This window comes from Shinella sp. GW835-FHT14H05 (assembly GCF_058793575.1).
Map to the genome: position 1 here is coordinate 1 of NZ_JBXAFY010000024.1, position 22,146 is coordinate 22,146.

Annotated in this window: 21 protein-coding genes and 2 pseudogenes; 10 read left to right on the forward strand and 13 right to left on the reverse strand. The window is 58.8% G+C overall.

Annotated features, from left to right (window positions below; genetic code table 11):
* Positions 1-66: 66 nt before the first annotated feature.
* Positions 67-225, reverse strand: a pseudogene (locus AC1Q6Z_RS32925) (mobilization protein); the annotation flags it as partial.
* A 198-nt stretch (positions 226-423) separates the two neighbouring features.
* Between AC1Q6Z_RS32925 and traA the strand changes: the two are divergent.
* The gene (gene traA / locus AC1Q6Z_RS32930; RefSeq protein WP_492650431.1) at positions 424-4,140 is read left to right on the forward strand and encodes a Ti-type conjugative transfer relaxase TraA; all 3,717 of its coding nucleotides are present in this window, start codon (positions 424-426) and stop codon (positions 4,138-4,140) included.
* Positions 4,141-4,260: 120 nt separating this feature from the next.
* Here the strand turns inward: traA and AC1Q6Z_RS32935 are convergent, their stop codons facing one another.
* From AC1Q6Z_RS32935 to AC1Q6Z_RS32950, 4 genes are all read right to left on the reverse strand, one after another.
* Positions 4,261-4,839: a carboxymuconolactone decarboxylase family protein gene (locus AC1Q6Z_RS32935; protein ID WP_492650432.1), complete on the reverse strand. Its 579-nt coding sequence runs from the start codon at positions 4,837-4,839 to the stop codon at positions 4,261-4,263.
* Positions 4,840-5,035: 196 nt separating this feature from the next.
* A complete protein-coding gene (locus tag AC1Q6Z_RS32940) occupies positions 5,036-5,683 on the reverse strand; it encodes a pyridoxamine 5'-phosphate oxidase family protein (RefSeq protein ID WP_492650433.1) in 648 nt (215 codons plus the stop codon).
* A gap of 381 nt (positions 5,684-6,064) precedes the next feature.
* Positions 6,065-6,364: a hypothetical protein gene (locus AC1Q6Z_RS32945; RefSeq protein ID WP_492650434.1), complete on the reverse strand. Its 300-nt coding sequence runs from the start codon at positions 6,362-6,364 to the stop codon at positions 6,065-6,067.
* A 344-nt stretch (positions 6,365-6,708) separates the two neighbouring features.
* Positions 6,709-6,912 (reverse strand): cold-shock protein, encoded by a 204-nt coding sequence (locus tag AC1Q6Z_RS32950; protein ID WP_492650435.1) that lies wholly within the window; start codon positions 6,910-6,912, stop codon positions 6,709-6,711.
* Positions 6,913-7,149: 237 nt separating this feature from the next.
* Between AC1Q6Z_RS32950 and AC1Q6Z_RS32955 the strand changes: the two genes are divergently transcribed.
* Both AC1Q6Z_RS32955 and AC1Q6Z_RS32960 read left to right on the forward strand, forming a co-directional pair.
* Positions 7,150-7,398 (forward strand): type II toxin-antitoxin system VapB family antitoxin, encoded by a 249-nt coding sequence (locus AC1Q6Z_RS32955; protein ID WP_492650436.1) that lies wholly within the window; start codon positions 7,150-7,152, stop codon positions 7,396-7,398.
* On the forward strand, positions 7,395-7,808 hold the full coding sequence (locus AC1Q6Z_RS32960) for a type II toxin-antitoxin system VapC family toxin (RefSeq protein WP_492650437.1): 414 nt from the start codon (positions 7,395-7,397) through the stop codon (positions 7,806-7,808). Before AC1Q6Z_RS32955 ends, AC1Q6Z_RS32960 begins: the two co-directional genes overlap by 4 nt.
* A gap of 63 nt (positions 7,809-7,871) precedes the next feature.
* Here the strand turns inward: AC1Q6Z_RS32960 and AC1Q6Z_RS32965 are convergent.
* The 6 genes and pseudogenes from AC1Q6Z_RS32965 to rfbA all read right to left on the reverse strand — a co-directional run.
* A pseudogene (locus AC1Q6Z_RS32965) lies at positions 7,872-8,039 on the reverse strand (integrase); the annotation flags it as partial.
* A gap of 38 nt (positions 8,040-8,077) precedes the next feature.
* Positions 8,078-9,151 (reverse strand): nucleotidyltransferase family protein, encoded by a 1,074-nt coding sequence (locus tag AC1Q6Z_RS32970; protein WP_492650438.1) that lies wholly within the window; start codon positions 9,149-9,151, stop codon positions 8,078-8,080.
* A gap of 89 nt (positions 9,152-9,240) precedes the next feature.
* Complete coding sequence (locus AC1Q6Z_RS32975; protein WP_492650439.1) at positions 9,241-9,660, reverse strand: type II toxin-antitoxin system VapC family toxin; 420 nt, start codon at positions 9,658-9,660, stop codon at positions 9,241-9,243.
* Positions 9,657-9,923 carry a type II toxin-antitoxin system prevent-host-death family antitoxin gene (locus AC1Q6Z_RS32980; protein ID WP_492650440.1) on the reverse strand — a complete coding sequence of 89 codons (267 nt, stop codon included), beginning with the start codon at positions 9,921-9,923 and terminating at the stop codon, positions 9,657-9,659. Before AC1Q6Z_RS32980 ends, AC1Q6Z_RS32975 begins: the two co-directional genes overlap by 4 nt.
* 490 nt (positions 9,924-10,413) lie before the next feature.
* Positions 10,414-10,968, reverse strand: a complete 555-nt coding sequence (rfbC, locus tag AC1Q6Z_RS32985; RefSeq protein WP_492650441.1) for a dTDP-4-dehydrorhamnose 3,5-epimerase — start codon at positions 10,966-10,968, stop codon at positions 10,414-10,416.
* Positions 10,965-11,849, reverse strand: a complete 885-nt coding sequence (gene rfbA, locus AC1Q6Z_RS32990; protein WP_492650442.1) for a glucose-1-phosphate thymidylyltransferase RfbA — start codon at positions 11,847-11,849, stop codon at positions 10,965-10,967. The genes rfbC and rfbA overlap by 4 nt, the downstream gene beginning before the upstream one ends.
* Before the next feature lie 162 nt (positions 11,850-12,011).
* Between rfbA and rfbB the strand changes: the two genes are divergently transcribed.
* Both rfbB and rfbD read left to right on the forward strand, forming a co-directional pair.
* Positions 12,012-13,079, forward strand: a complete 1,068-nt coding sequence (gene rfbB, locus AC1Q6Z_RS32995) for a dTDP-glucose 4,6-dehydratase (protein ID WP_492650443.1) — start codon at positions 12,012-12,014, stop codon at positions 13,077-13,079.
* Complete coding sequence (gene rfbD, locus AC1Q6Z_RS33000; RefSeq protein ID WP_492650444.1) at positions 13,076-14,008, forward strand: dTDP-4-dehydrorhamnose reductase; 933 nt, start codon at positions 13,076-13,078, stop codon at positions 14,006-14,008. The genes rfbB and rfbD overlap by 4 nt, the downstream gene beginning before the upstream one ends.
* 11 nt (positions 14,009-14,019) lie before the next feature.
* On the opposite strand, the gene AC1Q6Z_RS33005 is transcribed toward rfbD, so the two are convergent.
* Complete coding sequence (locus AC1Q6Z_RS33005; RefSeq protein ID WP_492650477.1) at positions 14,020-15,156, reverse strand: capsular polysaccharide export protein, LipB/KpsS family; 1,137 nt, start codon at positions 15,154-15,156, stop codon at positions 14,020-14,022.
* 221 nt (positions 15,157-15,377) lie between these two features.
* Between AC1Q6Z_RS33005 and AC1Q6Z_RS33010 the strand changes: the two genes are divergently transcribed.
* Complete coding sequence (locus AC1Q6Z_RS33010; protein WP_492650445.1) at positions 15,378-16,076, forward strand: acyltransferase; 699 nt, start codon at positions 15,378-15,380, stop codon at positions 16,074-16,076.
* Between the two features lie 3 nt (positions 16,077-16,079).
* Here the strand turns inward: AC1Q6Z_RS33010 and AC1Q6Z_RS33015 are convergent, their stop codons facing one another.
* On the reverse strand, positions 16,080-16,955 hold the full coding sequence (locus tag AC1Q6Z_RS33015; RefSeq protein ID WP_492650446.1) for a M23 family metallopeptidase: 876 nt from the start codon (positions 16,953-16,955) through the stop codon (positions 16,080-16,082).
* A gap of 166 nt (positions 16,956-17,121) precedes the next feature.
* On the opposite strand from AC1Q6Z_RS33015, the gene AC1Q6Z_RS33020 reads away from it, so the two are divergent.
* Genes AC1Q6Z_RS33020 through AC1Q6Z_RS33035 form a run of 4 tightly spaced genes read left to right on the forward strand, consistent with a single transcriptional unit; the run spans position 17,122 to position 22,115 of the window.
* Positions 17,122-18,921: a beta-1,6-N-acetylglucosaminyltransferase gene (locus AC1Q6Z_RS33020; protein WP_492650447.1), complete on the forward strand. Its 1,800-nt coding sequence runs from the start codon at positions 17,122-17,124 to the stop codon at positions 18,919-18,921.
* Positions 18,914-19,921 carry a glycosyltransferase family 2 protein gene (locus AC1Q6Z_RS33025; RefSeq protein ID WP_492650448.1) on the forward strand — a complete coding sequence of 336 codons (1,008 nt, stop codon included), beginning with the start codon at positions 18,914-18,916 and terminating at the stop codon, positions 19,919-19,921. Before AC1Q6Z_RS33020 ends, AC1Q6Z_RS33025 begins: the two co-directional genes overlap by 8 nt.
* Positions 19,912-20,889, forward strand: coding sequence for a CatB-related O-acetyltransferase (locus AC1Q6Z_RS33030; protein WP_492650449.1), 978 nt, complete (start codon positions 19,912-19,914; stop codon positions 20,887-20,889). The genes AC1Q6Z_RS33025 and AC1Q6Z_RS33030 overlap by 10 nt, the downstream gene beginning before the upstream one ends.
* 5 nt (positions 20,890-20,894) lie before the next feature.
* Positions 20,895-22,115: a glycosyltransferase gene (locus AC1Q6Z_RS33035; RefSeq protein WP_492650450.1), complete on the forward strand. Its 1,221-nt coding sequence runs from the start codon at positions 20,895-20,897 to the stop codon at positions 22,113-22,115.
* Positions 22,116-22,146: the final 31 nt, after the last annotated feature.

Here is a 22,146-nt window from a genome sequence, read left to right on the forward strand (position 1 = left end):
ATGACTCTCCGCATGATTCATGCAGAAAATGAGCTTCCGCGAACAAACGCGCTACGTGGGATCGCCTACACGCTTACCGTTGGTCAGCCGATGAAGCAGGAAGGCGCCGAGCAGGATCTTGCGGCGCGTATCCAGCACACGCTCCTGCTTGCCCAGGCGCGCTTCAAGTGTCTTTTTCCTGACCTCCAGTTCGGCGATACGCTGTTGAATGGTCTTGCGGGTCATTGTTCGTCCATGCGCTGTTGCTGTTGCGGATGGCCTGATTGAAACCGTATTGGGGCTGACGGCAATGTGCAGATCTGCAGAAGCTCCCCGCTATACCGCCGTGCTACCGTCGCGAAGCAAAGGAAGGACAAGGGCGCACTTACGACTTGCAGCGCAAGTCAGTGCTTGATATCCTCCTTTGAGTTTGGAGGATATCGCTTGGCGATCTACCATCTCAGCGCAAAGCCTATCTCGCGGTCATCCGGCCGCAGCGCTGTGGCATCAGCGGCTTATCGTTGCGCTGTTCGCCTGACCAATGAGCGCGATGGGCTTGTGCATGACTTCACTCGCAAGGGGGGAGTGGAGCATACCGAGATAGTGCTTCCGGAAGGCGTTTCGGCTGATTGGGCTCTGGATCGATCGGCTTTGTGGAATGCGGCCGAGTTTGCGGAAAATCGGAAAGACGCCCGTGTCGCTCGTGAATTCGAGATTGCGCTTCCGCATGAACTATCGGTGGAAGGGCGATTGGAGGTTGCGCGAACGTTCGCTCAGGATTTGGCGAGCCGCTATGGTGCGGCGGTGGATTTTGCGATCCATGCGCCGCATGAGCAGGGCGACATCCGGAATTACCATGCGCATGTGATGATGACGACGCGGCAGGTTGGCGAAGCCGGCCTGGGCGAGAAGACATATCTTGAGCACAAGAATGCGCGGCTGTTGTCGAATGGCATGGCGACGACCGACATGCAGCTTCGCGACATCAGGCAATCATGGGAGAGCATCGCCAACAGCCAGCTTCAGCGTGAGGGGCTGGATATTCGCATCGATCATCGGTCGCATGCGGAACGCGGTCTTGAGCTTTTACCCACCGAGCATATGGGCGTGCACGCCTCGCAGATGCAGCGGCGGGGGATGACCGTCGAGCGGTCGCGGCTGGACGACGATGCGGCGCAGCGTAATGCCGAGTTGATCCGGGAAAAGCCGGAACAGGTTCTGACGCTGATCAGCAATGAGAAGAGCGTGTTCGATCGGCATGACATTGCGAAGACCTTGCATCGCTACATCAACGACGACACGCAGACGTTCCAGAACGCCTTTGCATCTGTCATGGCATCGCCGGCGCTGGTGGAGCTTCAGGCCGAGCGCATCGATCAGGAGACGGGCGAGGTTTCGAAGGCGCGCTATTCGACGCGGGAAATGGTCGATCTGGAATTCGGCATGGCGCGATCGGCGGAGCGGCTGCACCAGGCGCGGAGCCATGGCGTCGATCGGCGGCATGTCGGCCGAGCCATGGAGCGCCAGGACGCGGCGATCCGGAAAAGTTCTGGCGATCCTTCAGCAGGATTGTCTGATGAGCAGCGTCACGCAATCGAACATATTACCGGGCCGGAGCGCGTCGCGGCCGTGGTCGGGTTCGCCGGCGCTGGCAAGTCCACCATGCTTGCAGCTGCTCGTGAGGCATGGGAGGCGCAGGGCTATCAGGTCCACGGCGCGGCGCTGGCCGGAAAGGCGGCCGAGGGGCTGGAGGAAAGCTCCGGCATCCAGAGCCGCACGCTTGCGTCGTGGTCCCGGGGTTGGGAGCGCGACCGCGGGACGATCGGCCGCGGCGACGTGTTCGTCATCGACGAGGCTGGTATGGTCGGGAGCCGCCAGCTCGCTCGCTTTATTGCAGAGGCCGAGCAGCGCGGCGCAAAAATCGTTCTCGTCGGCGACCATGAGCAGTTGCAAGCGATCGGAGCCGGTGCACCGTTCAGGGCGATTGCCGAGCAGATCGGCCATGCCGAACTTTTCGATATTCGCCGTCAGCGCCAGGACTGGCAGCGGGAGGCGTCCGTTGCTTTTGCCACCCATAAGACGGCCGAGGGCCTAGCGGCTTATCGGGATCATGGCGACATTCATTTTGCCGCCAGCCAGGACGAGGCGAGGGCAGAGATCGTGCGCGACTATCTTGCTGACCGTGACGCGCGTCCGAACGGCACCCGGCTTGCCATGGCGCACCGCCGCGCCGATGTGCGGGCGCTGAATGCGGCTATCCGTTCCGAGCTCCAGGACAGTCATCAGCTGGGGCGCAGCGACGGGCTGAGCGACGGCGAGGAGGGTGGTGAACTCACGTTCCAGACCAATGACGGCAAGCGCGACTTCGCCCCCGGTGACCGGATCGTGTTCCTCGAAAACAGCCGCGAACTTGGCGTGAAAAACGGCATGCTTGGCACGGTCGAGCATGTCGAGGACGGCAGGATCATCGCGCAGCTCGACGGCCGAAGCGGCGATAGCGTCAGCATTCCCACGGACAGCTATCAGGCGATCGATCACGGCTATGCGACGACGATCCATAAGAACCAGGGGGCGACGGTCGATCGAGCCTATGTGCTGGCTTCCGGCACAATGGACCGGCATCTGACCTATGTCGCCATGACCCGTCATCGCGACGGCGCGCAGCTCTATGCCGCTCAGGACGAGTTCACCAATGCTGGCTGCTTGGTCGATCATGGGGCGGCGCCCTATGAGCACAACCCGGAAGCGCGCGCGAGCTATTTCGTGACGCTGGAGAATGACAAGGGCGATCAGCGCACGGTGTGGGGCATTGATCTCAAGCGCGCCCTGCAGGAGGCCTCGCCGGCAATCGGAAACAGGATCGGCCTGCAGCATGAAGGGGCCATTCCCGTCACGCTTCCGGACGGCACGCAGACGCAGCGCAATTCATGGCGCGTGGTCGAGGGCGGCGAGCTGGCCTATAGCCAGCTTGAGCACCGCCTGTCGCGTTCCGGCGCGAAGGAAACGACGCTGGATTACGTCAGCGACTTTGCCGAGCGGCGCGGGATTGCGGAACAGTTCGGGGTTAGAAGCGAGATCGAACTTGCTCCTGCCCCAAAGGAGCGCCAAGAACTCTCGTCCCGTGCGGCCCATCCGGAACGGGAGCAGCAGGATCGGCCATTAGAGCGCCAGCATGTTTACGAGGAACGTGCCGGCGATCTGGCGGGCCCTGTTCGCCGCGAGGATCCTCGCGAGGATCTCACCTCGAATAACAGTGGCGATCGGCAGGACGGCCGGGAAGGGGAGAGGGAGAGCTCTCGCCGCCTCCGGTGGTCGAAGGTTATGTCGCCGGCTGGCACTGGTGATGGCGGTGTAGCGGCCAGTGATCGGGACGGAGAGCACAACGCCTTGCAGCCAGAGGCCGGCAGGCCCGCTCCCCTGGTGCCCGCGATCACGCGGCACGATCGCAGTATCGAGGAGGTGGCCCGCGAAAAAGCGATGGCCATCATCGAGCAGAGATTCGACACGGTAGAATCTATATCGCGGCACGTATTCCGCGACCCAGCCGAGGTGGCCGCCCGGCTGCGCACCGCCATCATGGAGAAGGAGGGCAACGGCAAGATCATAGCAAAGGCCATGGCCGAGCAGCCGGAGCGGTTGGGGGAATTACGCGGTAAGTCAGGCATATTCGGGGACAACAAGGAGCGGAAAGAGGCGCTGCACTATGCCAGGTCGGTTTCCGCCCATATCGGCTATGTCTCCGAGGCATGGGAGCGGCGGCTAGGCGAGGAGCGAAAATCCGAAGAGTGGCAGCGCGAAAAGCGTGATGTGGTCGAGGTTCCCGGCCTTACACCGCGTAGCGCCGAAATCATCGCCCAAGCGGAAAAGATGCCGGTTGAGAAGCGGGGCCAGTTTATCGCGGAGCTGCGATCGTCTCCCGAGGGGCTGGCTGCGCTCGAGGAGGTTAAGGTGGTCGCCAATGCACTGACACGTCGGTTCGGCTCTTCCGACCCTCGACATTTCGCCAAGGAGCTCGAGAAGCGTCCGGAGCTGGCCAAGCAGGCCGAGCAGATCAAGACGACCGCCCGCATGGTGGAGCGCACGCGCTTTGCTGAGCTGACCCATGATCATACTTTTAAACAGCAGCTCAATCGTACACTTGGCCTTGGTTTGAACCGATAGCAGCTGGCTCTCGAACCGCACATTGTTCATGCCGGGTATTTAAGCAAGTGGTGTTTGGTTATGCCAATTCACGATGGGAAATAATCACTGGCGTCGACTGCGGCCATAGATAACGTCTCGCTATTTCACGCCTACAGCCATTTCGGCGCGAACGACAGGATCGCTATCTAGGAACTCGGGCTCGACCCTAGCCCCAACCGCATCAAAGTAACGGCTCATGAAACTGCGGAACGAGGCGGCTAATGCTATATCCGCGATATTGAGATCGGTGAAGCCGACGTTCCTCAGCCTCTGAATATCCGCGTTTGTAATCTGCGACGCGTTCCGCATGATCTGCTCCGTAAAAGTCAGCATTTCGATTTGCTGGTTGTCGAGGCCGGCATTCCTAAAGTCCCTCCGGACTGCCAATGTTTGATCTCGCCCAATCATTCCTGATAACGCACGAAAATAGACATGCGAGCAGTAGCTGGAGGGAACGTGTTTAGCAGCAACGAAGGTTATCAGTCGAAAATTCAGGAGGCCAAGCGAAAAACCATCTCTAATTTGATGCAGCAAGTTTTCGACAGGGATGATGATATCGGGACGGGCGGACCAGCATTGGGTCGCCTGCATAATGTGCCCCATGGACTTCGCTTCAGCTTCGTAAAGCGCCGCGAGCTCGCCCGTCGCCTCGCCGGGTTCTATCGTCTTGATGAACATCGCGGCCCTCCACGCCGAAAGTGATCCCGAGACTATCAAGCCTTGGTCGCTGGCGAAACCTCTTGCTTCGGATACGGTGCATTTGACCGCATACAGCTTCGTCCTCCGTGCAAAAGCAAATGACCTAATCGTGCTAAGGTGATCTGTAATATGACACAGAGCTCAAATGGTCCCCTGCAGGACGAATTATGCGTCCTTAGTAAAGCGTTCGCTTATATTCTTCTTCAAGATTATCGTCTATTTTGCGCAACTCTTCCTCGCTTGGTGCGCCGGTCGTTTCATCTAGGATGAATTTAATCAACGATGGCATTTCGCTGCGATCCTGAAAACGTTCCGGGTTCCACAAATGAGAACGCCGAAGCGCCTTTGCACAATGTATGAAAACCTCGCTCACCTTAACAATGATAGCGATCTTGGGCGAGCGGCCGTTAACACTCATGCCCGCCAGCAGCTCAGGGTCGGTTACGAGGGTCGCGTGGCCATTAACGCGCAAGGTGTCGTCAAAGCCTGGAATAATAAACAGTAGCCCGACGTGTGGATTCGCGAGAATATTGACCAAGCTATCAAGCCGGTTATTTCCCGGGCGATCTGGTATCGCCAACGTCCGCTCATCGAGAATTTTGACGAAGCCGGGGGGATCTCCACGTGGGCTAACGTCTGCCTTGCCATCCATGTTCTGAGTGCCGATACAGAGAAATGGAGAGCGCCTGATAAACTCCTGGGCATGTGTGCCGAGTGTGTCGAGGGACTTTTGCAGGGCCAGAGCATGGGTCGCATCAAACAGGCTTCGAAGGGCTTGTTCATCGGAAATGACGAATTGCGTATTGGCCTTAAACCTACTCATCGAATAACCTTTCGAAGACACGCTATCTGACGTACGTACGTCAAGCATGGATATAGCAGGTTCGTTTTTTAAGCAATATTGGCCTCGAAGCCTTTGCTTACATTCACTGGGAGGTCGTGCCGGCGTTATCTTGGGTCCTCTTGGCGGCTCATGATTAAGTTGCTTCGAGACATACGTTTTCATCGACCTCGACCCAGGAGGCCAAGCCCCTATCGGCGAATGCTCCGAACACTGGAAGGCGTGGGCTCTTAATCGGATCGCGCTCACGTCGGCGACCCACGCGGGGAACCGCTACGCGAAATCGACGTCGGAAAGCGGATCGTAATTCAACTTCGCTCCGCAGCGATGGCCGGCTCACGTTTGTCGGCAGGGTCTCCACCTTTAGGCTGGGTCGTCTGCGTTTGCCTCGCTGGCTTTCGCGGCGCGAAGATCATCGTCCGTGATATGCAGAAAATTGCCGCTGGTGGTGCCTTCCTGGTCATACTTTTCGCTGGCGATGCGTTCGAGCAAGGTCCTGTGCCGCTTCAACAAACCGACGGGGCCCAACCTGTCCAGATCAAACGCGTGCAGCGTGCTGGCATAGATAAAGACGTCGAGTGTTTCTCCCGCAGGCGTCTGCATCGGCCAGAACAGTCCGAGTTCCTTGGGCGCCGATGCGCCATTTTTTCTGATGAGCGGCATCTCGTTTCTTGCCTGCACTTCTGTTCGGTGTGGAAGCTCCACGCAGCAAGGCTACGCGGATCATCGGCTCCTTCGCGTGGGACCAAACGCTTTGCCCCATACCCGTGTGCCTGGGTAGCGAAGTCAACTGGTCGTTAAGCCAAGCCGGAGCAGCACCCTACCGAAATGACGAAGGGCGCTCAACCCATTCGGGGAGCGCCCTTCGGACCCGGACGACTACGAACGCGCGACAGAAGCACCATCGCTGCAGGCAGTTATCGATTACGGGCAGTGATCGATAGATGGGGCAGGGACGCTCGGAGTTCAAGACCTGTCATGGCATGCATCTCAGCGTCATGCTCGGATCAGATCGCGCGGACGTTTTCTGCTTTAGACTTTCCAGTCTTACGGTCCTGGCCGAGGTCGTAGCTGACCTTCGAGCCGTCACGAAGCGGTCCACCCGACAGAACGCCGGACACGTGCACAAACACGTCCTGCCCGCCATTCTCAGGCGTTATGAAACCAAAGCCCTTGTCCTGGCTGAAGAATTTAACCGTACCGTTTGCCATCGCGATCCTCCAAAGTGGGCGGCTTCGCGCCGCCGCATGACCTTTACAATAGACTGACAATCTCGCAACCGCAGTCATCCGACGGCCAAGGGAACAGCGCTGATACATTTGCAATGAGCGTCAAGACCGGATTCGATTCCGCAAGATTTCGATACTACCGTCCTGATGGCTTGCCATCAGATGCCATCTTGATGGCAAAGATGAGAAGGCATATATGTGTGTCCATAGGAGATTGGCATGGCCGCACCACAACTTTCTGTCCGCAGTTCCAAGGCACGCGATTTGGCACATCGACTTGCCCGCCGCGAAAACAGGTCGATTGCCGAAGTGGTTGAGCGCGCTCTCGAAGCCTATGAGGTTCGGGAAGCGGGGCGTGAGCCGGCTTCGAGCTTCTATTCTCGTTTGAACGCATATGCCGGGACTGACATCGACCTGGAAGTCGTTATTCGCGAAGATCGTCGCCCTCATCAAGGCATCGAGCTTTGATCTTTCTCGATACCAACGTTGTCTCCGAGACCCTGAAGAAAGCACCGAGCGAAGCAGTCGTCGCGTGGTTGATACGGTTCGATGCGGAACTGGCGCTGCCCACCGTGACGATTGCTGAGATTGCGTTTGGAATTCATAAAATCAGACCGGATCAGCGTGCTGACCGATTGGAACACGGACTGGGTGAGTGGCGTCATCGTTTTGCAGATCGAATATTTGGGCTGACTGAGGAAGCCGCGCTCGCTTACGGGGAGATCATGGCCACCGCTAGCCGAAAGGGGCGGGCAATGTCGGCTCCTGACGGAATGATTGCCGCAATTGCTCGAGTGAATGGCGGCCGACTTGCGACGCGAAACATCAAGGATTTCGAGACGACAGGCCTCGAATTGACGTCCCCGTGGGACTTCTGAGCCAAGGTCGAGCCCGATTATTTCCGAGCCCTGAGCCCTCCGGCGAACCTGATCAGCGCGTTGTCCGGTCGCGCAGGCCGTGATGTAAAGTCGGACGGTTTCCGGATCAAAGGAAGGGGCGACAAACTCTGCCGCCGACAACCATGCAGAAAAGTGCTTCCAGTCGGAGGCGTGGGCTTTCCCTGTGTTGGCAGAGCTGGCGGCCTCAGCGTAGCCGAATGCGCTCGATGAGGTCGTGCCACTGCGGTGGCAGGGGAGGGGTGTAGTCGCTACGCCTTCCCGAGTTCTTCTGGCTTCACTCCAAGGGCGGCCGCCAACGCTGCCTTGCTGTTGTCTGGCATCATTTTGAGACTGAAGTGGATGCCCTCCTGCCACGCAGCGCCGCGACTCCATGCTTCGGTATAGGCATCTGCCAGCAGATAGCCTTGCTTCGTCGCTTGTAGCGCCTCACAGAGTAGCGAGGCTTGAAGGATGTCCTTGTCCCGCTTCGCACGTCCGAGGCCATCACTGTGCCGTCTTGAGGCCACGATGAGCTTGTGGACCGCATACCGTTCTGGAGCGGGGACATTCACGCTCACGCCCTCCCGGTGAAGCAGGACCGTCCGCATTGGCTCGTAGATCAAGTAATCAAGAAATCGCAGGTTTTCCGCCGACGCACCGCCAAGGGCGGGCATGGGGGAGGGCTTGCCCGTGTGTTCGTTCGATCCCCGGTTGCTTGTGAGAAACTCGACTCGGTAGGCGACTGAGTTCACGAAGGCGACGACCTTTGCCTTGTCGGCTTGGTGCGGGACCGCCCGAAATGTCGGATCGACCGATCGCAAGACTTCAAGGATCGGCGGCAGGCTGTCCTCGACGCCCGCCGAAATCGCGAAATCCTGCGCGAAGTCCGCATCGCCTGTCTGGATAGACGAATTTGGGAGCCGGACGCCGATCAGGCCAGAATAGCAGCTAAAGGCCACGGAGCCGATCAGGACCGCACGAAGACGGAAGAGGCCCGCGTCCGCGAGCGCCTTCGTAACCTCGCCCGCGAAACGGTCGGGGGAGGCCATACCGCCGCTACGGAGAAGCATACCGACGAGTCGCCGGCGCTGGCGGATGTCATCCTTGATTTCCTTATGGGCTTTCACCCGAGCCGTGATGTCGGCATCATCTTCGGGGCCGACATAGCTGCGCTTATCTTTCCCCGCAGGAGTAGGGAGATCGAAATACCAATAATTTCGTCCTTTAACCGGGACCGTGACAAAGCGGCCCTCAAGGGGGAAGTCCGCTTGGAACTGGGCGTCGAATGTTCGCTGCGCGAGTTCCGCGAACGCTGTGCGATAAATCAGGTCGATTTGTTTCATCGCGCGCGCCTTCCGTTATAATGCGAAAGATAAAACATTATAACGCGCTCGTTCTTTGTCAACCAATGCTCTCTATCCGAAAGGCCTTGTCAGACTACCCATGGGTCAACAATGTCTATTCCGAAGCCTTCAAAATCCTTGGTATTGCTTGTAGCAAGAGTCAAATCGTGAGCGATGGCCGTGGCCGCGATCAGACCGTCCATTGATGCAAGTCCCCGGCTGCTTCGCTTGGCAAGTGCCATCAGGTCACCCCACGCCAAGGCAACAGCACCTTCGACCGAAATAATCCTGTTGTCGAAACGCTGGGGGAGATCATGCGTAAGCCACTCGTTCAATGCGTCGCGGTTTTGCCCGTCCATAAGCGCAACACCGCGCCGGATTTCGGCAATCGAGACGATGCTGATAAACGTGCGATCTTCATCCAGCCCATGAAGCCAATTCAAGACACCTTCAGCGGGGCGGGGTTTTGTGACTTCCGACAGAACATTCGTGTCGAGGAGGAGCCTCATAGGGACAAGTCGCGCGGCTCGTCGCCTTGCCGCTCAATGTCCAGATCGGTGCCACGCAGAGGCGATGCCAATAGAAATTCCGCAAGCGATCCTCTTCTCGCAGTCTTCTTCTGCCACTCGTCGGCGGAGACGACCACCACGCTCGGCTTCCCATTGCGCGTAATGGTCTGAGGTGCCAACTGCGCACGCTCCATCACTTCTGAAAGCTTTGCCTTCGCCCCAGCGACCGTCCAACTCATTTCGTTGTTCGTAGATGTGCGCATTATCTTATCTATAACCATAATGACCATAGTGACTATAAAGCTCGAGTAGTGTCTCTGCAAGCGCGCGGTCAGACGATGTGGGGAGGGGGACAGCACCATACAGAAAAGTAATTCCAGTCGCCTGCATAGGATTTGCGCGTATTAGCGGAGCTGGCGGTGTCGACATAGCCGCGGGCGCGACTGGCAAGGCGGGCGAGATGAGCTGATCTCGTTATCGCCGACGAGAGAGGGGGTGGGGCTATCGTCCGACGCTTTCGTCGCCGAACATCACGCGTAGGCACCGTGCTGAGAGATGACTCTGAGGTGTCCTCGGTGTGATTTTGGGCGTTTTGCTAGATGATTTACGCCATTTCCCTATGAAAAAACGTAATGAACGATAATGCAAGATTATCAGTTGTTATTAGTGAACAAGAGACGTGCCGTTAGTAGCGAGAAAAGAATCTAAACCGCACGACCAGGTAGCCTGTCCTTGGCCAAAAAAGGTGTGTTCCTATGGAAAGACCTCTGCATTGGCCAGATGAAAGGCCGCTAAATCTTTATCAGACAGTTGCAGGTCTTGGGCCGGAATAGGCCAGTCGATGGAGATGTCCGGGTCGTCGTAGCGGATCGACCGGTCGTGCTCGGGAGAATAGTAGTCCGTCACCTTGTAGACGACCTCGGTGTTCTCGGTGAGCGTGACGAAGCCGTGGGCGAAGCCCTTGGGGACGAGGAGTTGGTTCCACTTTTCGGCGGACAGCTCGACACCGACCCATTGAGCGAAGGTTGGCGATCCCCGGCGGATATCGACGGCCACGTCGAAAATGGCGCCGCGTATCACCCGGACGAGCTTGTCCTGGGCGCGGGGTGGAAGCTGGTAGTGCAGCCCGCGCAGCACGCCGCGCCGGGCGGACAGGGAATGGTTGTCCTGGACGAAGGTGAGGTTGACGCCGGATTTAGAGAGGCGCTCCGCATTGTAGGTTTCGGAAAAGAAACCGCGGTCGTCGCCAAACTTGGCGGGCACGATCTCGAGCACGCCGTCGAGATCTGTCGGGCGTATGTCGCTCATGTCGTTGCCATCTCCCGGGCACGCCGGCGCAGGTAGTTGCCATAGTCGCTGCGTCCCATCTGCTCGGCACGCTGCAGCATCCTGTCGATCGGCAGCCACCCCATTTCCACAGCGATCTCTTCTGGGCAGGCGATCTTGATGCCCTGCCGGTGCTCGATGGTCCGCACGAAGGCGGAGGCCTCGTGCAGGCTGTCGAGCGTACCCGTGTCGAGCCAGGCATAACCGCGGCCGAGCTGCTTCACATGCAGCTTGCCGCGCTCCAGATAGATGCTGTTGACGGTGGTGATCTCCAGCTCGCCGCGCGCCGAAGGCGTGATGGCTGCGGCAATGTCGACGACGTCGTTGTCGTAGAAGTAGAGCCCGGTCACGGCCCAGCTCGATTTCGGAACGACGGGCTTCTCCTCGATCGACAGGGCCTTGCTGTCGGCGTCGAACTCCACCACCCCGTAGCGTTGCGGGTCGTTCACATAATAGGCGAAGACGGATGCGCCGCTTTCGCGCGCTGCCGCCTGCCGGCAGAGGTCGGAAAGGCCCTCGCCGAAGAAGATGTTGTCGCCGAGAACCATGGCGACGGAGGAAGAGCCGATGAACTCCCGGCCGATGATGAAGGCTTCGGCGAGCCCATTCGGATTGGGCTGCACGGCGTAGGAAAGCTGGACGCCAAAAGCCTCGCCGTCGCCGAGCAGTTCGCGGAAGAGGGGCAGATCCCGCGGCGTTGAGATGATCAGGATCTCGCGAATGCCAGCCTGCATCAGCACGCTGAGCGGATAATAGATCATCGGCTTGTCGTAGATCGGCAGGATCTGTTTCGAGACCGCGATGGTGAGAGGATAGAGGCGCGTGCCACTCCCTCCCGCCAGAATGATACCCTTGAATGCCATGTGTGCTCGACCGGTCCCCAGAAGTAAATTGTCGGCCCGAACCTCGCATGGAAGGCCGAACGGTTGCAACACTTACGCGGTATCTCCCGTCCTTGCCCGGCAAGTCGCGCATCGGATAAGGTCGCGCCCCGTAACCTGTTCAAAACAGCGTAGGAAGCTTGCATGCGCGTAGTCGTTACCGGCGGAGCCGGGTTCATCGGATCGGCCCTTGTCCGCCATCTCGTCCTGGAAAAGCGCTATGAGGTCCTGAACCTCGACAAGCTGACCTATGCCGGCACGGAAACCTCGCTGCAAAAGATCAGCAGGGAGCCCAACTATCGCTTCCTGAAAGCCGATATCTGCGATGGCGAGGCCGTGTCGCGGATGCTTGCGGATTTTCGGCCCGACCGGATCATGCATCTGGCGGCGGAAAGCCATGTCGACCGCTCGATCAATGGCGCACAGGACTTCATCAACACCAACATCGTCGGCACCTTCACGCTGCTGGAAGGCGCCCGTGCCTATTGGTCGGCGCTGGAAGCGGAGCGGAAGGAGGCCTTTCGCTTTCTGCACGTCTCGACTGATGAAGTCTACGGCTCGCTCGGCGATGAGGGCCTGTTCAGCGAGGCGACCTCCTACGATCCGAGCTCCCCCTATTCGGCCTCCAAGGCGGCATCGGATCATCTCGCCAAGGCCTGGGAGCGCACCTACGGGCTGCCGGTGGTGGTCTCCAACTGCTCCAACAATTACGGCCCCTATCATTTTCCCGAAAAGCTGATCCCGCTGATCATCCTCAACGCCCTGGAGGGCAAGGCGCTGCCCGTCTATGGCAATGGCGCGAATGTGCGCGACTGGCTCTATGTCGAGGATCATGCGCGGGCGCTCGACATCATCGCCGAGCGCGGCCGGATCGGGGAGACCTACAATGTCGGGGGTCGCAACGAGCGGCGCAACATCGACGTGGTGACGCGGATCTGCGACCTGATGGACGAGTTGCGGCCGGGTGAAACGCCGCACGACCAGCTTATCACCTATGTCACCGATCGGCCGGGGCACGATGTGCGTTATGCCATCGATGCTACCAAGCTCGAAACGGAACTGGGCTGGCGGGCGCAGGAAACGTTCGATACCGGCATCGAAAAGACCGTGCGCTGGTATCTCGACAATGCATGGTGGTGGCAGCCTCTGCGCGAGCGGTATTCCGGCACGCGCCTTGGACTTCCGGCCGGCAGTAAGCAAACCGGCGCATGAGGAACAGTATGGGCGACAAGGCGAGGCGCATGGTCGTGACGGGGTGGGAAGGGCAGGTGGTCCGCTCACTCCTGGAACGCGGGCCGTTGGGCGGGGGATTCGAGGTCATCGCCTTGGGGCGGCCGGCACTCGACCTTGGCGATCCGGACGGGATTGGCGCAGCTCTCCAGCAGGCGCAGCCGGACGTGATCGTCTCGGCCGCTGCCTATACGGCCGTGGACCGTGCGGAAACCGACGAGGCCGCCGCCCATGTCGTCAATGCTGTTGCTGCCGGACGGATTGGCGCTGCGGCTGCGCTCCTCGGCGTGCCGGTCATTCACTTGTCCACCGACTATGTCTTCGACGGTGAAAAGCCGGAACCCTATGTGGAAACCGATCTGGTCGGCCCGACAAGCGCGTACGGCCGCACGAAGCTTGCCGGTGAACGCGCTGTGGCGGAAGCGACGGACAACTATGCCATCCTGCGTACCGCCTGGGTCTACAGTCCCTTCGGCCGGAATTTCCTGAAGACCATGCTGCAGCTTGCCGAAAGCCGTGACCATATCAATGTGGTCGACGACCAGGTCGGCAATCCGACCTCGGCACTCGATATTGCCGATGGAATCCTGGCGATCGCCGGCAACCTTCTCCAAAGCGATGCACCGCTCCTTCGTGGGACCTTTCATATGACGGCTTCAGGGGCTGCAAGCTGGGCAGATTTTGCGACTGAGATATTTTCTGCTTCCGCACGGCATAGCGGGCCAAGAGCCGAGGTCGGGCGGATACCCTCCTTGGCCTACCCGACGCCGGCCCGACGCCCCGCCAATTCACGGCTCGATTGCGGCAGCCTGGAGCGGACCCATGGCGTGCGGCTCGGCGAATGGAAACAGGCTACCGCTGAAACGGTCGAACGGCTTGTAAAGGAAAATGCCGCGTGCCGCGTCTTGTAAGTGCATGCGCACTATAATTCCTCTTTCTCCTCCGCAGGCTTTGGGCGAGCAGCGATGAGTGCTTGGTCGAGTGCGGCGAGCAGTTGGTCGATGTCGGTTTCTTTTTTAGGCGGTGGCCCTTTCGGAGAATTAGCCTTCATCCACGCGAGGAGGTCCAGTGCCTTCTCAAACGTGATTTCCTCTCCGACGATAGGGTCGAAGTACCGGGGGTACAGGATGTATGCGGCCGCAAAAATCTCCTCCACCGAGCGTTTTGCCGTCCGCCTGGGGCACTCCTGCCGATCATCGGTCGCACCCCAACCGGCATAGAAGGGCATCCCGTAGCATGTGACGGGAATTCCTCGAATGAGCGCCTCGAAACCGGATAGGGACGTAATGGTGTAGACGTGGTCGACGGTCTTGAAGGCATCGGCAAGGGTAATGTCCTGGGTTAGAACCTGGGCAACGCCGCTCACCTCGTAAGGATCCGATTGGGGAACGTCCTTGCGGATGCCGCGCAGAACTTCGGGATGCGGCTTATAGATGATCTGTGCGTCGGGGTTTTCTCGCGCGACGTACCAAACGAAGGAATTATTGTCGATCGGGCGATTACACCCCTTTTCGATGGACATGTCTCCTTCGACCTGTCCAACGACGAGAATGCGTTTTTTGATCTTCGGCCCGTAGATTTTTTCAATGTCGGCGTCGGTCGACACATTGTACTTGCTGAGGCGCGAGCCGATCAGCTTCTGGATGCCGCTACGGGCGCGCTCCATCAGTTCAGGATCGTTTGCAAAATCGTAGTTCTGGATAATGCGCTCGAGATCGCTCTCACCCGTGGCATCATAATACAGATAGCCGGATCGGTCGAAGCAGAGCGAAATGGGCGGAGCGCGAAGGGCACCAAGGTTCACGGAACGAATGAATCCGTCTTCAACACGCACGAGCGGCATGCGGTGTCGCTTGCAAAACGCCTCGATGAAATCCGGTTGCTTATAGCCCCAAACATACACCTCGGTGCGCTTGTCCCACAGCATCCAGGGCATCCATTTGGCAAGAAATGGTCCCAGGCTGAGATTGACGCCGGCCCTGTGAACATTTCTGTCGCGCAGCCAGGTCTCGATGAATTTTTTCCACGGGCTGAAGCCGATGAGAAACGCCGGGGGCATGCCCTTTGGCGATTGACTCCTTTTGATTGGAATCATCGCATATCGCCCTACGGCTTTGATCAACGTCTTCATGAACGTACAACTCCGATTTTGGGGTGCAATACTGCACAATCACCCCCCAGTCAAAGACCGGGTTTTGCGGTGCGGCATCCTTATATGGCGACCTTGAGATGGCCTTCTCAACCGGATAAACCTCTCCCCCATTGCTGCTAGGGGGATCAATGTTCAGCGACATTTTGGGCGGCATTTTCAAACGGAAGAAGGCCAAGGTACCACAGGCTGGTGGCAAGCCTTCCTATGTTCTCTCTCTCCCCGACACCAATACTTTCGATTGCTCCGCGGCAGCGGAAGTCAAGGGTCGGATCACGGTGACCGGTAAGAACAACGAGATCATTCTTGCCGAGGGTGCGCGTTTTTCCGGAAGCATTACAGTTAAGGGAAAAAACAACCGCGTGTATTTGGGCAAGAATACGTGGTTCCGTGGCGACATTCTGGTTAAGGAGGGTCAGGGCCAGACGGTCCATTTCGGGGACAACTCCACCACTGTCAGTGTCTATATCCTGTGCCAGGAGGGGTGCGATGTAAGAATCGGCAAATGGTGCATGTTCTCACGGGAAATCGAAATCAGGACGACGGATGCGCATTCCGTCATCGATTGTGAAAGCGGCAAGAGGGTAAACCTTCCGGCATCCATTGAGATCGGCGATCACGTCTGGGTCGGGGTCGGGGCCATCCTCAATAAGGGTACCAGGATCGCGGATGACAATATCGTTGGGGCCATGTCCTTTGTCTCGAGCGCGTTCGAGGAGAGCCGGACGGTGATCGCAGGTGTTCCGGCAAGGGTGCTCAAAACCGGCGTCACGTGGTCCCGCTCACGGAAAAAAACCTTTAGCCCCGACGAAATGCGTTACTGGCGATAGATTTTACCGGACTAGAACAGTCGAAGCGGTGTTTTTCAGCACTTCACCACCCTGCACAACGGAAACATCGACCTCGTAGCGGCCAGGAGCAAGCGTGCGCTTCCTGCCGGCAAAGATCGAGTATGTCGCCTTGTCCCGGTCGAGCGGTTCGCTCGTATGGTCTACCAGAACGCTCCCCTTCTCGTCCTTCAGGACGAGCTTGATCGCGTTACCTTTTTTGAGGTTCGCGAACCAGGACCAGGCAACGAACACGGTGTCGCTTGAGGAAACCTGCGACGGCGGACCCTCACGGACAAGAGCCTGGTGATCGATCGGCTTGCCGGCGAGCCCCGAGGCGAGGATTTCCGGTTTGGTCAGGTCGAGTTTTTCGACGATGTCGGGAGAAAAGAGCGAGGCATTCTGCTGGAACGTCGCGGTGCAGCCTTCCGTGAGCTTGCGGCCCGTCAAGGGGTCGAGGACCTCGCCGTTGTGCGAGACGGTGATGTGGACATGGGGGAACTGGGCAAGACCGGAAGAACCGATGTCTCCGAGGCGGACGCCCTTTTGCACATCCTCTCCCGGCTTGACGGCAAGGCTTCCCTTCCGGAGATGGCAGTACTGAACCTCGTATCCGTCCGCCAGTTGCATGACCAGGCCGTTGCCGCATTCCTTTCCGGAGATTTTAGCCCTGTCGCTTTCGGTCTCGACGAGATGGTCGTCCTCCCCGTCGCGCACGCGCAAAACCTTGCCGTCGCTGACGGCGATCACGGGGTACCCTTTTTCCATGTCTTTCAGGGAGAGGATGCGTAGATCGGTTCCCTTGTGGCCGTCATAGGACTGGCTGCCGCACAGGGGGTCGGCCGTGCCAGCGCCGGCGTCCATGTCGGGATATTGCTGCATGAAGCATGTCTTGCCGAGTTCGCATTGCGCCGGCAGGCCGAGCTCGATCGCCAAAGCGGGCGAGGCGAGCAAAAGGGAGGCGAAGGAGATAGACGCCAAGAGGAATGGAAAGTTTCGCAACGGATTTTCCTGATTTCAAAGGATTGATCGGAACGCAGCCCGGCATGTGGAAGGGTCGATGGTTGACGGGTGGGTTGGCGAAGCTCTACCTAGCAAGCCGCAAGGAGACAGGCGGAATATGGCCATTTTAGCGTTCGTGTTGATAGCCCATGAGCCGGCGGGCATTGTCGGGAAATCGATCGATATGCTCCTGCAGGCCGACAAGGAATGCTCGGTCACTGTCCATCATGATCGCAATGCTCCGCCCGCCGAATTTGCCGAGCTCAAGCGGCGCTATGGTTCGAACGAACGGGTTCTCCTCGTCGAGGACAGGGTGCGTTGCGGCTGGGGGCAGTTCGGCCTCGTCGACGGAACGATCCGCGCCCTGCGCCTGCTTGCTGCGTCTCGGAAAGCCTATAGCCACGCCTACCTTGTCAGCTGCTCCTGTTGGCCGATCCGGCCGCTCGTCGAACTCCGGCGGTTCCTCGACCATAACGGCGGAATCGATTTCATCGAAAGCCATGATGAGCGCTGGATGACCGGCGGTCTCAGGGAGGAGCGCTATACGCTGCGCCATCCTTTCAGCTTTGCCCGCCAGCGCCGGCTGTTCGAAGCGAGTGTTCGCCTTCAGCGGAAATTCGGGTTCAGGCGGAAAATCCCGGCCGGGCTCGAACCGCACTATGGATCGCAATGGTGGTGCCTGCGGCAGGAAACGATCGCCAAGGTCCTGGGCTGGGTGGAGGAAAACCCGGCCGCCTACCGTTTCTACCGCGAGGTCTGGATACCGGACGAAACCTTCTTCCAGACGGTCGTTCAGGCAGTTGGAGGCGTGCCGGCGCCAGGCAGCTACATTCCGACCCTCTATACCTTCAACGCTCATGGCAAGCCGATCGTCTTCTACGACGACCATCTCGCATGGCTTCAGCAGCAGCCCCATTTCTTTGCGCGAAAGGTTGCGCAGTCGGCAGAACATTGCCGCGCTGTGCTGTCGACCCGAGCATGCCTGTCTCATCCGACGGATACGGCGATCGTCGCCGTGCCGGAGACCGGGACGCGAACCCCTCCGGGAGCAGGGACCCGGCCCCGTTACGGCCGAATATTCGAACCCGGTTCCGGCATTCGAAACTGGCCGAAGAACCTTGAGACGATGAACCAGCTGAGCGCTGTCCTCTATGGACCACCGCAGTTGACCCGGCTTGCGGCGGAGTTCCTGCGCAGCGCGAGCGATCTCACCGTATTGGGGCGATTGTTTCATCCCGACCGGGTTGAGTTCCAGCCGGGGCAACCCGATCTCCAGGGACTGCAATCTGACGAGGTCCGGCTTCGCGACTATGACCGAGCGCTCTATCTGTCCCGCACGCTGCCGCGTTGCGCGCATTTGCCCGTGTTCGAGCTCTGCCCCGGCGATGACCCCGTGTTGGAAAAGCTCGTCTTCGAGAACGAGAAGACCTTCATTGCGATTCCGCTCCTGCCGGGTGGCCGGTTGCCTGTCTGGCGCCTCCTGTTCTGGTATCTCGCCCTGCCGGAACAGCAACGGATCGCCATCGATGCCGTTGAAGTCCGGCTCGATCGCTTGCAGCACATCGAAGAGGTGGCTGCAAAACAGTTCGGTCCGAAATACATGGCAGCCATCGAAAGGAAGTTGTTCGGCACGGCTGCCGGGGAGGCGGGCATGGTGTTTTCGGGTGCCGGCACCTCGGTCGATCCCGCCTGGAAGGCCTCGCTCAGGTTCCTGCATGGTGCGCGGATAGAGCCGTTGCTGCTGTCCTTCGACAGGATTGCCCAGAATTTTGCCGAACAGGATTGGCGACTGCTTGCCCCGGCGCTTGCCGAACAGGCCGGGGAGGGCACAGCGCGGCATGGCTAAGAAACTCCGGAACCGCTTCATCAGCAGCCGTACCTATAATTTTGTTCTGAGCCGCTGGCAGGACGCCCGTTTTGGCAGCCAGCTGCGGTGCATCCAGAATCGTCTTCGCAAGGACGACGGCTGTATTCTGTTCAGCTGCATTCGCAACGAAATGTACCGGATCGAATTTTTCTACAAATATTACAAGGATCTGGGCGTCGACCACTTTGTCTTCATCGACAATGGCTCCACCGACGGCCTTCAGGAATGGTGTGCCGGCAAGGATGACGTCTCGCTCTGGCATACGGACAAGGGGTATAAGAAAGCCGGTTTCGGCGTTTACTGGTGCAACTACCTCCTGCAGAAATACGGGACGGGCAAGCTGTGTGTGACGGTCGATCCGGACGAGTTTCTCGTTTATCCGCACATGGAGACCCGCACGATCAAGGATCTCGGCCAGCACCTGAAGGAAATCGGCCGGCCGTGCCTGAACGTGCTGATGCTCGATGCCTATAGCGACCGGCCGATCGAAGAGACGGTCATGGCCCCCGGCGACGACCCTTTCGCGCTCTGCCCCTATTTCGATCGCGACGGCTATGTCCAGAGGGCAAACTACATGTCCGGGACCTTCGTCCAGGGTGGGCCTCGGTTGCGCGCCTTCAACCGCGATACACCGAAGGAAGCTCCAGCCCTCAACAAGATGCCGGTCGTCTGGTGGAAGAAGCACTACCGCTATCAGAGTTCGGCCCACAGCATGTGGCCCTGGCGGCTCAACAGGACCTCGACGAAGTTCGGCATTCCCCTGTCAGGGGCACTCTTTCATTTCAAGTTCGTATCTTCCCTCACAGAGAAGGTGGAGGAGGAAATGACTCGCCGCCAGCACTATGGCGGCAGCCGGGAATACAAGCGCTACAAGGACAATATCGGCAGAGCGCTTTATCTCGAGGGTGTGAGCGTGAAATATGAGAATGCCGATCAGCTCATACAGTTGGGTTTGATGAACCTGGGAGAATGGGTGTGACACCACAGGAGGCCAAAGCGGATATCCTGCTGGAGGGAGAAGGCGTAACGCCTGAGCGGCTGCTTGGGCTGGAGGTGTTCGGAAAGAACAACATTCATCGTCATCGAGCAAAACTCTGGCCAAAGACCCGCTTGCTCGTTGAAAGCCCTGTCTGGTTGGCGGGCGACATCACCATGCGAGGCTCCATCGGTGCCTATACGTTCCTGCGTGATGGTGTCCGGATCGCGGGGCAGGTGTCCCATATCGGCCGGTTCTGTTCCCTTGCGCCCGGCGTGGTGATCGGCGACAGCAATCATCCGACCGAATGGCTTTCAACCCATTCGTTTCAATGGGGCGAAGGAAGCTGGATACCGTCGCAAGCGCTCACGCGATTTGACACGCCTCTTGAGCGTAAAGGGCGGCGAACGCTGATTGGCAGCGATGTCTGGATTGGCGCCAACGCCATTGTTCTTTCAGGGATCACGATAGGCGACGGGGCAATCATCGCCGCGGGCTCCGTCGTTTCTCGCGACGTGCCGCCCTATGCGATTGTCGGCGGTGTCCCGGCACGCGTCATTCGGTTTCGTTTCGACGAAATGACGATTGAACGCCTCATGAAGGTTCGCTGGTGGCGCTTTTCACTGGACGACCTTTTCGGCCTTCCCTTCAACGACATTCACGCCACCCTCAGCATGCTGGAAGAGAGGCTGGCAAACAAAACCCTCCGCAAGCCGGATCCCGTGCTCTACGTGGTGACACCCGACGGGATAGCAGACAATGACGATCCCAAGGCGCTGGCGCTTTTCCGGCGCAGGATCAATGGAGCATCTCCCAAGACAATACACGATCCGGTGGCCATTCAAGAAACCCTTGAGGAGCCGGGGCTGCTAAGAAAAATAGTCGCTTCGTGGAAGAGATTCGTGCTGTGGGGCGCTGTTTTTGTTTCGGGTATCGCTGCCAGTGCAACTTTTAGTTATTTGCTGGACTAGCTTCCATGGCGAAAATTCTCTTCGTTCATAATTTTTTTCCTGGCCAGTTTGGCTTCATAGCGTCTGAGCTGGTTCGGCTTGGCAATGACGTTGTTGCCTTGGGCGGCAAGACATCCAGCGATCTCCCAGGTGTTTCTCTCGTGCGTTGGCATCATAAACGTGGCACGACGCCCAATATCTTGCCGACAGCCATACGGGCCGAGGCAGACATGATACGCGCTGCGGCCGCTCTCGAGGCCGCGCAAGGCCTTGCCGGGCAAGGGTTCTCTCCAGACGTGATCATCGGGCATCCCGGTTGGGGCGAGACCCTGTATCTCAAGGAGCTATGGCCCGAGGCCCGGCTTATCCTGCATGCCGAATTCTATTACGGTTCCGCTGGCAGCGAACTTGGCTTCGATCCGGAATTCGGTGAAGCGACATTGGCAGAACGTTGCCGCGCGGTCGCAAAAGGTGCCACGCTGGCACTCGCCTATACCCAAGCCGATCAATTGGTGTCGCCGACACCCTTCCAGGCAAGCCGTCTTCCAGAGATCTTCCGGTCGCGCCTGGCCATCATACACGAGGGCGTCGATCTTCAGCAGGCCCGGCCGGACCCGGAAGCGGTCGTTACCATCGGGACGAAGACCTTCAGCCGTAAGCGACCGTTCGTCACCTTTGCCAGCCGGGTGCTGGAGCCGCTACGCGGCTGTCACACCTTCTTCCGATCGCTCCCCAAAATCCTCGAGCAGGTGCCCGATGTGGAGATCGTCATTGCAGGCGAGGAAGCCGGCGCAGGTTACGGCGCATCTCCACCCGACAACGAGACCTGGAAAAGCCATTTCTGGAAGGAGATCGAGGGGAAGGTCGATGCGTCGCGTATCCATTTCGTGGGTTGGCTGCCGAACGAGACCCTGAATGCCCTGATGTCGATCTCAGCGGCGCACGTCTATCTGACATACCCGTTTGTGCTTTCCTGGTCTATTTTGGAGGCCATGGCATGCGAAGCCCTGGTGATTGCCTCAGACACGTCACCGGTGCGCGACGTCATCGTCGACGGCGAGAATGGCATCCTCGTGGACTTCTTGAGTCCTGGCCAATTATCGGAGGCCGTTATCGCAGCCATTCGCAACCCAGAGCAGTTCACGGGGATACGCCGCGCAGCGAGGCAAACCATTCTCAATGACTACGATCGCAATGAGATCTGTTTGCCGCAGTGGTTGAATATCATTCGATCGGTATCGACCTGAATTAACAAGGTGCAGGACAGCGTGCCGCGTG

What these genes read in the sequence shown, in the direction of transcription:
- AC1Q6Z_RS32935 (WP_492650432.1), bottom strand. Translation starts at nt 4,839, where the DNA reads ATGTTCATCAAGACGATAGAACCCGGCGAGGCGACGGGCGAGCTCGCG.
- AC1Q6Z_RS32940 (WP_492650433.1), bottom strand. Translation starts at nt 5,683, where the DNA reads ATGAGTAGGTTTAAGGCCAATACGCAATTCGTCATTTCCGATGAACAA.
- AC1Q6Z_RS32945 (WP_492650434.1), bottom strand. Translation starts at nt 6,364, where the DNA reads ATGCCGCTCATCAGAAAAAATGGCGCATCGGCGCCCAAGGAACTCGGA.
- AC1Q6Z_RS32950 (WP_492650435.1), bottom strand. Translation starts at nt 6,912, where the DNA reads ATGGCAAACGGTACGGTTAAATTCTTCAGCCAGGACAAGGGCTTTGGT.
- AC1Q6Z_RS32955 (WP_492650436.1), top strand. Translation starts at nt 7,150, where the DNA reads ATGGCCGCACCACAACTTTCTGTCCGCAGTTCCAAGGCACGCGATTTG.
- AC1Q6Z_RS32970 (WP_492650438.1), bottom strand. Translation starts at nt 9,151, where the DNA reads ATGAAACAAATCGACCTGATTTATCGCACAGCGTTCGCGGAACTCGCG.
- AC1Q6Z_RS32975 (WP_492650439.1), bottom strand. Translation starts at nt 9,660, where the DNA reads ATGAGGCTCCTCCTCGACACGAATGTTCTGTCGGAAGTCACAAAACCC.
- AC1Q6Z_RS32980 (WP_492650440.1), bottom strand. Translation starts at nt 9,923, where the DNA reads ATGCGCACATCTACGAACAACGAAATGAGTTGGACGGTCGCTGGGGCG.
- rfbC (WP_492650441.1), bottom strand. Translation starts at nt 10,968, where the DNA reads ATGAGCGACATACGCCCGACAGATCTCGACGGCGTGCTCGAGATCGTG.
- rfbA (WP_492650442.1), bottom strand. Translation starts at nt 11,849, where the DNA reads ATGGCATTCAAGGGTATCATTCTGGCGGGAGGGAGTGGCACGCGCCTC.
- rfbB (WP_492650443.1), top strand. Translation starts at nt 12,012, where the DNA reads ATGCGCGTAGTCGTTACCGGCGGAGCCGGGTTCATCGGATCGGCCCTT.
- rfbD (WP_492650444.1), top strand. Translation starts at nt 13,076, where the DNA reads ATGAGGAACAGTATGGGCGACAAGGCGAGGCGCATGGTCGTGACGGGG.
- AC1Q6Z_RS33005 (WP_492650477.1), bottom strand. Translation starts at nt 15,156, where the DNA reads ATGCCCCCGGCGTTTCTCATCGGCTTCAGCCCGTGGAAAAAATTCATC.
- AC1Q6Z_RS33010 (WP_492650445.1), top strand. Translation starts at nt 15,378, where the DNA reads ATGTTCAGCGACATTTTGGGCGGCATTTTCAAACGGAAGAAGGCCAAG.
- AC1Q6Z_RS33015 (WP_492650446.1), bottom strand. Translation starts at nt 16,955, where the DNA reads ATGCAGCAATATCCCGACATGGACGCCGGCGCTGGCACGGCCGACCCC.
- AC1Q6Z_RS33025 (WP_492650448.1), top strand. Translation starts at nt 18,914, where the DNA reads ATGGCTAAGAAACTCCGGAACCGCTTCATCAGCAGCCGTACCTATAAT.
- AC1Q6Z_RS33030 (WP_492650449.1), top strand. Translation starts at nt 19,912, where the DNA reads ATGGGTGTGACACCACAGGAGGCCAAAGCGGATATCCTGCTGGAGGGA.
- AC1Q6Z_RS33035 (WP_492650450.1), top strand. Translation starts at nt 20,895, where the DNA reads ATGGCGAAAATTCTCTTCGTTCATAATTTTTTTCCTGGCCAGTTTGGC.